Below are 13,501 nucleotides of genomic sequence, written 5' to 3'. Positions count from 1 at the left end.
CGTCAAACAGTCGAAGATTACGGTTTCTTTTCGTAAGGCGCTTTTTTCTTGTGTTCGGTAAAATAGGTCAGTCCGACGACAACAAGACCTATGGCTCCACCAAGGTAAAGAATTTCGGTTTCACCATGCCAGTTTACGACGTGGCCGAGAAAGACAACAGCCATAACAACAACAATCACGCCGATTAGCTTCTCTTTGAGGTCGTCGAGCGTATGAATGACAAGCCATTCGGGAAGTTCTATGGAATCGTCAATAAAGAGCTCGAACAACCCCAGTGACATGATATAGAGGGCTGTTCCCACAAGGAAGATATCCGCGTTTTCTATGAATCCGAGCATAAGCACCTTTGCCCCTTTGGAGCTGACCGAGCTCTCCATAACGGTATAGATGATCTGCTGAAAAACGGAAATGCCACCGTAGAGCAACAAAGTGCTGGCAGCAAGGAATGTTCCGGCAACAGCAATCAGGATAAGGTAACGGCTTGATGAGAGAAATCGATTCATATCTGGTTCTTTTCTTATTGAAAACAATGAAAATTCCCGCTCTTCAGAGTGTTTTGTGGCGACTTTTCATTATGTTAAAATTCTAAAGTTTCATTCAAGACCTTATTGACAGAACTCCCCTGAAACAGGAATTTAACCTTTTTGCCGTTACTTTTTTTCCTCAACGCGCCGGTTTTTTTCTCTTGCATTTGCAGCTTCATGAGTTTCAAGCGTGTTCATTGTCTCTATTGCTTCTATTGCTGATTTTTTTTTGCTGAAGTATTCTGATGTTAATAATTTTCGGAAGCATAAAAAGGTTTTGGTTGAACAGATCCGGTGTTGCGCAATAGTGCGTGATGCCGGAAATGGAATGCTAACATAAACGATTGAATGTAGTGGCAAAAGAGCGTTTTAAACGAAAAACAAGGAGCCCTGGCAACAAGGGGCACAGGCCTTCTGTGCAGTTTACCGGTGAGCGGGTGAAGCCGAATGACCATATTCTTATTAACGAGTTTCTTTTCAGGCGGGGAGAGAGCTCTCTCGGTGCCGAAATTGTTACTTTTTTTGCTGACCATGATGGTGAGCGCTTCAAGTCGGTAGAGTTGGCCAAAGCTCTTGGGTATACCGAATCAAAACAACTTCCCGGTTTCTGGTATGTGCTGCACAAACTGCAGGAAGAGGGGGCCGTTGACAAGGACTCCAACCGCTGTTATGGCATGTCGGGCACAGAGGCGACCACCTATGAAGATCATCTTGAGCTTGCCAAGCCCTTTCCTCTTCCCGGAAAGAAGCAGTACACCGTGGCCAAGAGCTATACCGGCCATATCTCGACCCATCCCAATGGCTATGGTTTTGTTGATGTCGAAGGGTTTGATGACGATATTTTCATCAAGGCTGGCGATATGGGTCTCTCCATCCATGGCGACGAAGTCGAGGTGCTTGTTTCGAAGGTTCCGGATACCTATTCTTCCAAATCCACTCCCCATCAGCGCTGTGAAGGCGCGGTGCAGAAGGTTCTTACCCGTCGTATTACCACAATTGTCGGTACACTGACCAAGGCAAACCGCAAATTTGTGCTTAAGGCTGACGACAGAAAGATTCTGCCTGAAATCATTGTACCAATCAGAAATGCCCGCAAGGCGGTTGATGGTCAGAAGGTGCTTGTAGGGGAGCTTGATTTCAGCAAGGAGGGGCAGATCCAGGCCAAGGTGCTTGAAATTCTGGGTACTGCGGGCGACTCAGCGGTTGAAGTGAGCGCCATTGCCCGGAGCCGTGGCATTGACGAAACCTTCGACAAACCACTGCTCGATTTTGCGGCCTCCATTCGTGAGGGTATTACCGATGAGGATCTGAAAGGGCGACTTGATATTCGCGACAAGGTTGTCTTTACCATTGATCCTGTCGATGCGAAGGATTTTGATGATGCACTCTCAATTGAGATGCTTGAGGATGGACAATATAAAATAGGCGTCCATATTGCCGATGTATCGCACTATGTGCCGGAAAACTCTCCTCTTGACCGTGAAGCGCTCAAAAGGGCTACCTCGGTTTATCTGGTTGACCGGGTGATTCCGATGCTGCCTGCACGGCTTTCCGAGCAGATATGCAGCCTCAATCCTGGTGTTGACCGGATGGCCTTTTCCGTTTTTCTGACGCTGAGCGCTGATGGTGAAGTGCGCAAGCATGAGTTCAACAAAACGGTTATTCACTCCAAGCGCCGGTTTGCCTATGAGGATGTCGAGGAGATTCTGAAGCAGGGCAAGGGTGATTTTGTTGATGAGTTGCAGGCGCTTGACCGCCTCAGTGTTCTTCTGCGTGAAAAACGCTTCAAGCATGGCGGTCTCGATTTTGAAACCGAAGAGGTGCGTTTCAAGCTTGGCAGCAAGGGCGAACCGCTTGAAGTGATGAAGAAGGAGCGTCTCGGCAGCCATCGTCTTATCGAGGAGTTCATGCTGCTTGCCAACCGCAAGGTGGCCAAATATCTCACCAAGACCTTCAAGGAGAACAAGAAGGAGCCGCAGCCGGTGATCTACAGGGTGCATGGCGCTCCCCAGCAGGAGAAGGTGCTTATTCTTGCAAACTTTGTCAAGAGGCTCGGCTTTGATCTCAAGCTGAACCGGGGCAAGGAGGGGCCGATTGTTTCAGCCTCAGCGCTTCGGCAGCTCTTGCAGCAGGTGAAGGGTTCCAATATTGAGTTTCTAGTCAGCGAATTGGTGCTGCGCTGTATGTCGAAAGCGGTCTATACCGGCGACAATGTGGGCCATTACGGTCTCGGCTTTGAGCACTACACCCACTTCACCTCGCCCATCAGGCGCTATCCTGACCTGATTGTGCACCGTATGCTCTTTGAGTATGAGAACCTCCGGAAGAAACGCCGGAAAATCTCGGCAACACGCCTTGCTGAACTGACCGACAAGATCCAGACGGTCTGCCAGATATCAAACGAGCGTGAAAAAAGCGCTGTGGAGGCCGAGCGCGAGTCGATCAAGCTCAAGCAGGTTGAGTATATGGCCAGCCATGTCGGCAAGGTCTATCCCGGTGTTATCTCAGGCGCGACCGATTACGGCATCTATGTGAGAATGGTTGATTTTGCCATTGAGGGGATGGTGCACATGCGCAATCTCACCGATGACTATTACGAATATGACGAGGCAACCTACTCTCTGGTCGGCAAACGGCGCAAAAAGCGGTTGCAGATTGGTCAGCGGGTCAAGGTCAAGGTGAACAGTGTGGATTTGCAGCGCCGCACCATTGATCTGGTTATCGAATAAGGCCTTTTATATGCTCACCTGTTCCCCTGATGGCGCTCTTGCACCTTCAGGGGAACAGGTCGTGCTGCTCCTTTGCCCCTGTGTACCCCTCTGCGCTACCCTTCGAACCACCTTCATTGCGGGCGATATATCGGTTGACATCAAACTTCCGAGCACACCCTGATGCGTTCATGTAGCGGATTTTTCCATAGACCGGCCTCTCAAACCAGGGACGGTCATGTAGCCCTCCGATTGACCATGCGACCCCGGTGTAACCATTCGGCTCCCTTCCGTCAAGGGCGAAGCGGTCATTGAGGAAGATTGCCGTCTCAAATGCCTGCTCAGGGGTTTCACTCCACTCAAGAATTTTTTTTGCCCAGTACATCCGCATGTAGCCGTGGATGACCCCTGTTCTTATCAGCTCATGCTGCGCGGCATTCCAGAGCTTTTCATGCGTTTTTCCGGCGGCAAACTCTTCGACGGTGTAGCGATAGTCCCGCTGGTCGTCGCCATGCTGCTTCAGGCTCTCTCTGGCCCATTCCGGGATGCCTTCATAGGAGTCATAGTGATTATTATAGCAGCAGTAGTTATCGGCCAGCTCCCGCCGTACAATCAGCTCTTCAAGAAAGGCTTTTTTGTCGGATTCCGGTGCCTCGCTTTTACCGGCCTCTATGGCGATGAACTGGGCGCTGATCTAGCCGAAGTGCAGATAGGGGGAGAGATGGGAGGTTGCTCCTGCATTGGGATCATTGCGCTCTACCGCATAGGAGGCAAGCCTGTTTTGCAGGAAGCTCTCAAGGCACTCGTTTGCCGCCTTTTCTCCCGGTTTCAGCCACTCAACAGGCGACACCTCCGGGTCAGCCTTCAGGGTACGGTAAACAGCGCTCCAATCGACAGTCGGGTATGCAGAGGGCGAAGCAATCGGCTCAAGCTCGGGAAAGTCGGTCAGAAACTCACCAAGCAGGGCGTTTATTTTTGGACGGAACGTTCTGGCAGCATACTCCTGTTTGCCGGAAGCGATCCAGCAGGGGACAATGTTGTGGGCATCAATCTCATAGAGCGGAGCGGTGAGCTGCCGGGCCACCTCTTTTTTCCACCCTCGTGCAATCTTTATCGGTGAAAAATCGGTGACCACCACCCCTGCTTTGATCTTTTCTGCAAAGCGGGGGAGTGCTGTTCCCGGTTCACCCGGCAGGAGCACAAAGGGAATGTTGAGTTCCCGGAGATCGGCTTCAACCTCCCGCAAGCCCTTGAGCATGAAATCGTAATGGCGGAGCGGGGCCCCGAGAAACGAGGGCGCAAGCGTAAAGAGTACCACAAGAGGCTGCTGCAGGAGTTCCGCTTTTCTGCGGGCAAAGAGCAGCGCCCAGTTATGATGCACTCTCTGGTCGCGTGACATCCAGTAGATCACCGTGCCCTCTCCGTCATGCTTCTCGTTCAGGAGGCGGATGCGGCGCGGATCGATCATGAAGCGTTGCGGCTCAGACAAGCTCGGAAATCCGGAGGAAGTTGTGCATGAGCTTGAGTCCGGTCGAATGGTACTCCTCCCTGATAGTGCCAAGAGAGGGGCGCACTGTCTTTTGCTACTAAGAGCATTGTTTTCAGCTTTGGCCATAAAAGACCGATTTCTCAGGATCTTGCTCATGACTTTTTTCTGGAGCTTGAGTATAATCTTGACAGCATCGGCAGATGAGCAATATCTACAAGCCCTATGAAGGTATCAATCATATACTGTAATTGCCACTATAACAAAGAGTTCACAAAGAATTAACATAAATACCCCGTAACAAAAAAAGAAATTTGTTGGTATTTGATAAATTAAAATTCTTATAAAAATACAGATCAGCTACTCCCTTATTTGCAGGGAAGTTATATCGATTAACGAAGGTGTTTTGGTTCGCCGTTGGAATTTGCTGTTTTTTTCATAGGAGATATCTGTATTTCACTTGCTGAGACCAATGATTTATCAACAGTACTTTGGAGCAATAACCCGTCATCGCGGGTCACACCAGGATCAACATTGTTTGCTAATAAATAACAAATATATATGCACAACCACTTACTGATCGGCCTTGGTGGAACCGGAGGTAAAATACTTCGCGCATTACGGAAAAACGTTTTTCAGGAGTTTCGCAGCAATCATCCATAAATCATAAACCTTCAATATCTCTATATAGACTCCAGTAAAGAGATGATGGCTGTCGATGATGTCAGTTGGAGAATATTGGGCGAAAATGTTCAACTTTCACCGCGCAATCAACTGCTCATTACCGGAAGCAATCTCAAGCAGGTGCTCGATAACCTGGGAGGCTATCCAAATATCAAACCATGGATAGGCAGTCACGAACAGTGGAAAGCTATCCTTAACAGCATCGTCGGAGAAACGCTGGGAGGTCAGAAACGCCGTCTCGGACGCTTTCTTTTCGCCAGTAAGGCGCGAACCTTCAAGGATCAGCTCAAACAACTCGCTTCCGAACTGACGACTGGCGGTGAAGCGAGTATCACCTTTCATATCTGTTGCGGTTTGGCTGGAGGCACCGGAAGCGGAAGCCTGATCGATGTCATTGCACAAATCAGGGCGCTCTATCCCGAATCGAGAACCTACCGCATCGTAGTGTATGCACTCTTGCCTGAAGAGATACCCAATCCCAATTGGGATACCGGTAATTACCATGCCAATGGATATGCCGCGCTTGCCGAACTGAACGCCCTCAGCACCGGGAGCTATCAACCTTGTGATGTCGCCGAAAGCGGAAAGCGCCTGCAACTCATGGATCCCTTCAACGGATGCTATATCTTTTCCAACCGGAATGAGAACGGCTTGCAGGTCGATGTAAATAAAACCCTTCCCTCCATCGTCGCCGACTTTCTTTTTCAGAAGCTGATAGCCGTCAGCAATGCTGATACCATGCGCCTCCTTGACAAAATGGAGAATGCAGAAAACGGAGATGGCACCCCCGAAAATGATCATGGAATCGTCGGGAAGGCGAGAAGCAAGCGCTTTTTGACCTTTGGTATCAAAAGACTTGCTGTTCCCGAAACGGAAATCAGGGAATATCTGACTTACAAATTTGCCCGGCAGGCGGCGCTTCAACTGCGTTTTAACAACTGGGACGACACCTTCGGCTTCCGTAACGATGCGCGAAACCAGGATTTCGGGGAGTTCGTCAGAGACAAGCAGACCCTTGAGCGCTGGTCGTTAACCGATGATCACTTCACGCTTTCACGGGGAATCCTTGCCGAAGAGATCAACAACAAGAGCTGGAAACCGATTCTCAACGAATGGCTGGATATTGTTCCGCTATTCATAGGTATGGTGCAGGCCCAGGATGACAAGGTTTGGCTGAACGATCTGGAAAAACTGATGGTGCAGCGCTATGAGGAAAATTACCGGAAATTGGGCGTACGCAAGTTTTATGAGACCAAACTGGAAGCACGAAAGGACTATGTGAAGGAATTGCGCCGGCGTGTCGAAAGTGAGCTATTCCAGGAGTGGCAGAATGGCGTCAAATCCATGCATGACCTGAGTCGGTGTGTCATGGCATTGATCGCCTCTCTGGAAGAACGCGCCCGTGCCGGAGATGATAGAATCTCCAAGGCTAAAGCTAACGTAGAAGATGCAGAACAAAAGGTTACCGCAAACCGGAACGAGTGGGCCAAAGTAGGATTGCTTTCACATATGCTCGGTAGACGCCGTAAACTACTCGATACTCACGGCGAGCTCCTGCGTGAACTGTACCTCTTCCGCACACAGGCAGAAGCATGGAACTTTGCCAAGCGCCTGTTGCAGGAATCGATCACGGAATTCAACCATCTGGCCACTGATATTTCGCTCTGCTCCACGCTGGTGGACGAAACAATCAAGGAGTTCAACACACGTATCGATGAACGGTGCAACGATAATGAAAAACCCGATCTCCGTCAGTCTCTGGTTCGATTCTATAACGCCGAAAATGTCCGTCTGTTTTCCCGTGATCTGGAAAAAGAGGCTGCCATACAAAAAAACCACTCGCAAATCATCAGAGATGCGCTCATCGAACAGATCGCTTCGGAACCTTCATTTGCCACGTTTCATAACCGGATCAGCAGGCAACGCTTTTTCAACGTTCTCGAACAAAAGAGTACGCTCAGTTCCCAGATCGCACACGACAACCTGGTTTCCTCAGACCATAACCGCCAGTCTTTGCTTGGCGTCAATATTATCGGTCAACTCGAACGGGAGTATTCAGGAAAGCCTGAAGAGCTGAGGAAGTTTGTCAACGATCTTGTACGCTCTGCCGGCAACTATCTTGAATTCGACCCACAGGCTATTGTAATAGGAAATGGCAATGTTGTCAAGGTATCTCAATTCATTGTCATCATGCCCAATGCCGGTGAACACTCGGAATTCGCTGAAATCCTGAAAACGATGTTCCGCGATCATCTGAGAGGTGGCATTCCCGTTGAAATAATCGAGAGCGACACCAAACCACACGAAATCACTCTGCTTGGCATCACCAACCTGTTCCCCCTGCGTTATGCAAGGATGGTGCGCTTTTTGAAAGAGAAGTACGATCTGCGCATCAACAGTGCAAACAATCCGGAGCAGGTCAAGCTTGAATTGCATAGCGAAGGTGACGGAAGCCAGTATTCTGCACTGCTCATTGCCAATGAGGGCGATATACGCGAAAAAGTCTTGCCATCCCTGTTCATTGCCAAAGCGATGGAACTGATTACGGCCGTCGTCAATCCCACCACCGGCAGAAGCGATCTTTTCCTGATCGGTGAAGATGAACTTGGAATGACCGTTCGGACAAAGCTTGGAAAATCGCTGCCGGAAATCTCCGAAAACATCGATCTGAAGGTGGCCCAGGTTCTGGAACAAACAGCCAATGACAAGCTCAAGGAGAATGAGTGGAAACACATCGACAAAATCAACGAACTGAAACAGCGCATCCTGAATGAGCTGAAAGCAATCCTGAGCGAACGGCAGGAAGATTTCGAAGACCCGACATATCAACGCTTCGAAGCCGCTGCGCGTAAGGCCATCACGTCATTAACCAACAACTGAACGATCAAACCGGGAATTCACCATGCCAACCACATACAAATGTCCGAATCTGGGCAACTGTCACAAGGCTGACAATCAGGAACAGATTGCCCTTCCTGCAGGTGCAGATCCGATATGTCCTGAATGCAAATCCAAGCTTATTCCTGTCGGGAAAACAGTCCTCAAGATGCCGGACAACAAAACCATAGCTCTCATTGTCGGCATATTGGTTCTGATTATCGGCGGAGGTCGGCTGTTTTTCATGCGGTCGAACCCAAGTCCGAAACCAGGTACAGCCCTGGTTCAAGACATGAATCAACCGTTTAACGGCAAAACGCTTTTACGTTTTCACGGTTCGAACACCATCGGTGTTAACCTCCTGCCAGCATTGGCTGAGCAATTCCTCAAACAGGAGGGATACAGTAATGTTCACAAGGTTTCAGAAACCGAAGATGAATGCTCTATCGTAGGCGAACAAAATGGAGTTGAGGGTCGAATCGAAATTGCCGCTCATGGCAGCAAAACCGCCTTTGAAGGTTTGAAATATGGGCAGTGCGATATTGGTATGGCCTCAAGACCAATTAAAAATGATGAATGGCAGGCGCTTAAACCTGTAGTGGGCGATCTCAGATCAAATGGCAGTGAATTTGTTCTGGCACTCGATGGCATCGCAGTCATCGTCCATCCCTCAAATCCGATAAAGTCTTTGTCCGTCTCCCAGCTTGCAGATATTTTCAGCGGAACGATCAAAGAGTGGTCGCAAGTGGGCGGGCTGAATGGCGCTATCACCATTTATGCTCGTGATGAAAACTCGGGCACCAGGGATTTCTTCAATGACGCAGTCCTTAAGAAATATGGTAAAACCCTTGCTGGTGATGCACTCCTCCTGGAAAACAGCAAAAAACTTTCGGCCTCGGTAGCAACTAATCCGAATGCAATTGGCTTCATCGGTTTGAACTATATCGGTTCTAACCATGCGCTCTCCCTCTCCGATGTCGGTGTACAGGCGCGCAAACCCAGTCCGTTTACTGTAAAGACAGAGGACTATATCCTGTCACGGCGCCTCTTCCTGTACGCATCGGAAACAAGCAAAAATCCTCTGGTTGCCCGCTTCATCGATTTTGCCACAGGAACTGCCGGCCAGCAAATCGTCGCATCTATCGGTCTGGTCAATCTCGACCCGACACCTGTCAGCCAACCGTCAAATGTTGTGCCTGAGTATGACCCCCGGAATATCTCCATGGGATGGAGAAATCTGACAAGCGGCGCAACCGAAATCGCGACACGCTTCAGATTCCGTGCTGATAGTGAAGTATTGGATACCCGAGCAAACCGGGATATAGGTCGAATCGTAGCCGTATTATCGCAGCCAAAGTACAAAGACAAACGAGTAGTGCTTATTGGCTTTGCGGATGCGGCAGGCTCAATAAAACACAATAAGGAACTCGCGCAAAAACGTGCTGAAGTTGTTGCTACAGCGCTCATAGAAGAAGGTGTACAATGTGCTGAAGTAACAGGGGTAGGAGCTGAAGCTTTTGTCGCTCCGAATGATACCCAGGAAAACAGGGAAAAAAACAGAAGAATCGAGGTTTGGGTAAAATAAAGGATAAATTACGAATGGGAAACAGGTTATCCAGATTCTATTTATCTCCTTATCGAGATTGCCACCTTAGACAGTGCTTGTCGTGCGTTTTGGCGGCTGGCTCTGGAGGAGCAAAAAGGGAATGTTGAGTGTTTTGAGATCGGCTTCAACCTCCCGCAAGCCCTTGAGCATGAAATCGTAATGGCGGAGCGGGGCCCCGAGAAAAGTGGGAGCAAGCGTAAAGAGCACCACAAGAGGCTGCTGCAGGAGTTCCGCTTTTCTGCGGGCAAAGAGCAGCGCCCAGTTATGACGCACCCTCTGGTCGCGCGACATCCAGTAGATCACCGCACCCTCTCCGTCATGCTTCTCGTTCAGGAGGCGGATGCGGCGCGGATCGATCATGAAGCGTTGCGGCTCAGACAAGTTCTGAAATCCGGAGGAAGTTGTGCATGAGCTTGAGTCCGGTCGAATGGTACTCCTCTCTGATCGTTTCATACTGTTCCATGAGTTCCTGACGATTCATTCTTTTCAGGTCACTATCCGTATCGCACCAATCCGAAAACATCGCAGTTGTCAGTTCAAAATGACACTGCAGTCCGTAGGCGTTTTTGCCAACCCTGACAGCCTGCACAGGACATTGTTTGCCGGTCGCAAGCAGCTCCATTCCTGAAGATGCAAGCTCCACCGTTTCGCCATGAAGCTGAAAGACCGGAAAGCTTTTGCCAAGCCCGCCAAAAAGAGCCTCCTTTTTGCCCGCCGGGGTAAGGTCGATGCGGAAGGGATTCCCTTCAGGATCAAGAAATCCAATCTCTTTTACCGGAGAGTTCACCACTTTTCCTCCACCCGCTTTAACAAGGCACTGTATGCCAAGGCAGATGCCAAGAGAGGGGATCTCCTCATGCAGAGCCTGCTCAATCCGGCGGAGCTGAAGCAGCATGGCAGGACTCTCATCGTTGGCGCTCTGGGGCCCTCCAAGCACCACGAGTGCGCTGTAGCCACGTGGATCGGGAACGGTTCCGCCCGCAGAAAGATCCTCACTATGCCATGCGATACCATGCTCGCAAAGCAGGGTTTCAAGCAGACCCGGCCCTTCGTGGGTGATGTTTTTGACAATCAGTACTTTTCTGGACATAAGCTGTTGCTGGAAGATGGTCAAGAATTCCTGTTCACAGGAACGGCAATTTTGGAAATGAAACCAAAATAGCACCAAAACAGTTCTGTTGCTCAGTTCCAGTCCTTAAAATCAGTGAACGAACAACAATAGTTGACCTCGGACCACCCGCCCATCGCAACGAGTGCCTCCGTACGAAGGCCATGCTAACGCAGCTACACGTCACTCTGGTGAAGCTGTCTCTTCAGCTAACAGCGCTTGTCAGCGTCGAGGACTTCGACGAGATCTCCTTCTTCTATGAGCCGACCATTGGGTACTTTGCCGAAAAGCGAAAACAGATCAGCTACCTCCCATCGCCAGACGAGCAGACCATGGATCTCAGCCGAACATTTCGAAACACCGTATGCAAGAATCGGCGTCGGGTTAGGCGTATAGCTGCCAAGCATAGCGATTTTTTTTCAAAAAAATATCTTCAGCAGCGTCTTATGATTTGACCCTCGCACCATCTGCGCCAGTTCCGACATCATTATACATCGACCACTGCACATCCGCGCCACATACTGCAAATCACTCACCGCAACCCCATGATTCAATTATGTGAGCCCGACAGTATGTACTCCCTAATGCGCCAAGGCCCTTTCGACAGCCTCCGGTTCATGGGCAATGACGGTTAAAAGAATCCGGGCGGCCCGATCAGGCTGACGGCGTTTTTGTTCCCAATCCTGCACCGCCCTGACGTCAAACCCGAACCGTGAAGAAAATTCCGGTTGAGTCAACCCCAAACCGTTGCGGATAGACTTAACGTCGATCTCCTCAGGAACATTGACGTTAAAGCCGTCAGAAATTTCACCGCGAGCATAGGCCAGCGCCTGATTCGCGGACTTGATAAGTTTATTTCCTGCTTTGGACATAGTCTTTAACTCCTTTCTTGTAAACATCAGCAAGCGATCCTAAAATTTGCTTCAGTTCATTTCTTTCAGCTTGCGATAAATTTGCTCTTTCGCCTTTTGAAAAAATAGACAATAGAAACACGGGAATATTTTCTCCGGCATAAAAAGTAACAACCCTGTACCCTCCGCTTTTTCCTTTGCCCCTTCCAGCGAATCGAATTTTTCTCGCACCGCCCGTACCTTTCATTTCAACTCCGGCGTCAGGGGTTTGCGCGATACAATCGACGATTGATCGACGCTCATCGGCAGTTAACCCAAGCGCTTTGGCATCGGAAAGATAATTCGGCGTTTCAATAACAACATGCATGACGCTAATGTACGGCAATGCCGTATATAATACAAGGGGTAGTTCGGGAAAAAGAGGGAAACTGTATGAGGGCATCAAATGCTCCTACTCACACCATAAAACGACAGAAAAAGATTCTGATTGAAAACACAAAACCAGGAAGCTCGAATGGAGCGGGCATTCGGGCTCATAACTTGCAATTAACTGCGCAGTCTGGAATATATGGCGGAGAGGGTGGGATTCGAACCCACGGTACACCGAAGCGCACAACGGTTTTCGAGACCGTCCGATTCAACCACTCTCGCACCTCTCCGTATATTTTCTAACAATTCAGCAGAATTGAGCTGTTTCTGACGGTCCGGGAGAGCCCGGGATAATAGAGGACAGTCTTGTTTTCCGCTTATGTGGCTGGGAATTTAAAAAAATATAGCTGGTTTTCCGCATAGTTTGTTTTGTGTCCATATTGTTGGTTGGTATACGCACAATATACACTATATTGCTCCGTCTGATGAAGTGGTATTCTTGTGGAGCTGGAGATGCGATGGATTGGCCTCGTTCTGCGTGAGCTGCAATAAAAGAGCAAAGTGGTGAAGAAATACTATTTGTTATGCAATAATTATATATATTTCCGCTGTACTTTTTACGGAAAATATATACATGTGGTATGCGGACATGAGTCTTTGTTTATCGATAAATTCTTTAGCCCATGAAAAATAAATTATTGGTCGGCTACACCAGTTCCATCAGGCAATTGGCTCATGTGTTCCATGCTGCATATCATAACAGTTCTCGTCATGGTGATTTGTATGAGAGGCGCTCAGGCTCTGAATACCAATCAGAAGCTGCAAGAGAGCGGGGTAATTCTTTACCATTACTGCAAGAGCAGGTGACGGAAACCGTAAAGGAGAGTGTCTCAATAGGTGAAGAGTATGGCGGCGGGATTGTTTTTTATGTTGATGGTACGGGGAAGCATGGTCTTGTTGTTGCCAAAGCCGATATGCCAGCGTACTCATCAGACAAGGAGGAAGGGGGTTTTACATGGAGTGATGCCAGGCTTGTATGTGATAATTTTGTGAGCAATGGCTATCAAGACTGGTTTTTACCAAACAAGGAGCAGTTGAACCAGCTTTATCTCAATAAGCGTGCGGTTGGCGGGTTTGCTGATAACCATGGTTACTACTGGAGTTCGTCGGAGTATAATGCGGATATTGCATGGTTGCAGAATTTCAGTAATGGTACCCATTATGTCATCAGCAAGACATACGGCCTTGACCGTGTTCGGGCTGTTCGAGCCTTTTAAACGGTTTACAT

9 protein-coding genes, 1 tRNA gene and 2 pseudogenes are annotated in these 13,501 nt (G+C 49.1%); 5 read left to right on the top strand and 7 right to left on the bottom strand.

What is annotated here, in order from left to right; genetic code table 11:
* Positions 1–17: 17 nt before the first annotated feature.
* Entirely contained in the window at positions 18–503 is a 486-nt protein-coding gene (locus PPHA_RS09465) for a YqhA family protein (RefSeq protein ID WP_012508616.1), read from the bottom strand.
* A 374-nt stretch (positions 504–877) separates the two neighbouring features.
* Here PPHA_RS09465 and rnr point away from each other — a divergent pair, with 374 nt between their 5' ends.
* Positions 878–3,253 carry a ribonuclease R gene (rnr, locus tag PPHA_RS09460; RefSeq protein WP_041526508.1) on the top strand — a complete coding sequence of 792 codons (2,376 nt, stop codon included), beginning with the start codon at positions 878–880 and terminating at the stop codon, positions 3,251–3,253.
* 46 nt (positions 3,254–3,299) lie between these two features.
* Here the strand turns inward: rnr and PPHA_RS16805 are convergent.
* Positions 3,300–4,700: pseudogene (locus tag PPHA_RS16805) on the bottom strand (deoxyribodipyrimidine photo-lyase).
* 579 nt (positions 4,701–5,279) lie between these two features.
* On the opposite strand from PPHA_RS16805, the pseudogene PPHA_RS09445 reads away from it, so the two are divergent.
* Together PPHA_RS09445 and PPHA_RS09440 are read left to right on the top strand one after the other, a co-directional pair.
* A pseudogene (locus PPHA_RS09445) lies at positions 5,280–8,282 on the top strand (tubulin-like doman-containing protein).
* A 22-nt stretch (positions 8,283–8,304) separates the two neighbouring features.
* The gene (locus PPHA_RS09440) at positions 8,305–9,864 is read left to right on the top strand and encodes a substrate-binding domain-containing protein (RefSeq protein ID WP_012508613.1); all 1,560 of its coding nucleotides are present in this window, start codon (positions 8,305–8,307) and stop codon (positions 9,862–9,864) included.
* 66 nt (positions 9,865–9,930) lie between these two features.
* On the opposite strand, the gene PPHA_RS09435 is transcribed toward PPHA_RS09440, so the two are convergent.
* Positions 9,931–10,245 (bottom strand): deoxyribodipyrimidine photo-lyase, encoded by a 315-nt coding sequence (locus PPHA_RS09435; RefSeq protein WP_012508612.1) that lies wholly within the window; start codon positions 10,243–10,245, stop codon positions 9,931–9,933.
* 13 nt (positions 10,246–10,258) lie between these two features.
* Positions 10,259–10,975 carry a type 1 glutamine amidotransferase gene (locus tag PPHA_RS09430; protein ID WP_012508611.1) on the bottom strand — a complete coding sequence of 239 codons (717 nt, stop codon included), beginning with the start codon at positions 10,973–10,975 and terminating at the stop codon, positions 10,259–10,261.
* A 182-nt stretch (positions 10,976–11,157) separates the two neighbouring features.
* On the opposite strand from PPHA_RS09430, the gene PPHA_RS15620 reads away from it, so the two are divergent.
* A complete protein-coding gene (locus tag PPHA_RS15620; protein WP_150085651.1) occupies positions 11,158–11,448 on the top strand; it encodes a hypothetical protein in 291 nt (96 codons plus the stop codon).
* Positions 11,449–11,574: 126 nt separating this feature from the next.
* On the opposite strand, the gene PPHA_RS09420 is transcribed toward PPHA_RS15620, so the two are convergent.
* From PPHA_RS09420 to PPHA_RS09410, 3 genes are all read right to left on the bottom strand, one after another.
* On the bottom strand, positions 11,575–11,865 hold the full coding sequence (locus PPHA_RS09420; RefSeq protein WP_012508609.1) for a helix-turn-helix domain-containing protein: 291 nt from the start codon (positions 11,863–11,865) through the stop codon (positions 11,575–11,577).
* Positions 11,846–12,211, bottom strand: coding sequence for a type II toxin-antitoxin system RelE/ParE family toxin (locus PPHA_RS09415; protein WP_041526817.1), 366 nt, complete (start codon positions 12,209–12,211; stop codon positions 11,846–11,848). The genes PPHA_RS09420 and PPHA_RS09415 overlap by 20 nt, the downstream gene beginning before the upstream one ends.
* Positions 12,212–12,413: 202 nt before the next feature.
* Positions 12,414–12,503: transfer RNA gene (locus PPHA_RS09410), tRNA-Ser, on the bottom strand.
* A gap of 393 nt (positions 12,504–12,896) precedes the next feature.
* Between PPHA_RS09410 and PPHA_RS09405 the strand changes: the two genes are divergently transcribed.
* Entirely contained in the window at positions 12,897–13,490 is a 594-nt protein-coding gene (locus PPHA_RS09405; RefSeq protein WP_012508607.1) for an Lcl C-terminal domain-containing protein, read from the top strand.
* Positions 13,491–13,501: the final 11 nt, after the last annotated feature.

Source organism: Pelodictyon phaeoclathratiforme BU-1 (genome assembly GCF_000020645.1).
GTDB classification, from domain to species: Bacteria; Bacteroidota; Chlorobiia; order Chlorobiales; family Chlorobiaceae; genus Chlorobium; species Chlorobium phaeoclathratiforme.
The sequence above is the reverse complement of the archived record's forward strand: the minus strand, read 5'-3'. Positions and strand labels throughout refer to the sequence as shown.

What these genes read in the sequence shown, in the direction of transcription:
- PPHA_RS09465 (WP_012508616.1), bottom strand. Translation starts at nt 503, where the DNA reads ATGAATCGATTTCTCTCATCAAGCCGTTACCTTATCCTGATTGCTGTT.
- PPHA_RS09440 (WP_012508613.1), top strand. Translation starts at nt 8,305, where the DNA reads ATGCCAACCACATACAAATGTCCGAATCTGGGCAACTGTCACAAGGCT.
- PPHA_RS09435 (WP_012508612.1), bottom strand. Translation starts at nt 10,245, where the DNA reads ATGATCGATCCGCGCCGCATCCGCCTCCTGAACGAGAAGCATGACGGA.
- PPHA_RS09430 (WP_012508611.1), bottom strand. Translation starts at nt 10,975, where the DNA reads ATGTCCAGAAAAGTACTGATTGTCAAAAACATCACCCACGAAGGGCCG.
- PPHA_RS15620 (WP_150085651.1), top strand. Translation starts at nt 11,158, where the DNA reads ATGCTAACGCAGCTACACGTCACTCTGGTGAAGCTGTCTCTTCAGCTA.
- PPHA_RS09420 (WP_012508609.1), bottom strand. Translation starts at nt 11,865, where the DNA reads ATGTCCAAAGCAGGAAATAAACTTATCAAGTCCGCGAATCAGGCGCTG.
- PPHA_RS09415 (WP_041526817.1), bottom strand. Translation starts at nt 12,211, where the DNA reads ATGCATGTTGTTATTGAAACGCCGAATTATCTTTCCGATGCCAAAGCG.
- PPHA_RS09405 (WP_012508607.1), top strand. Translation starts at nt 12,897, where the DNA reads ATGAAAAATAAATTATTGGTCGGCTACACCAGTTCCATCAGGCAATTG.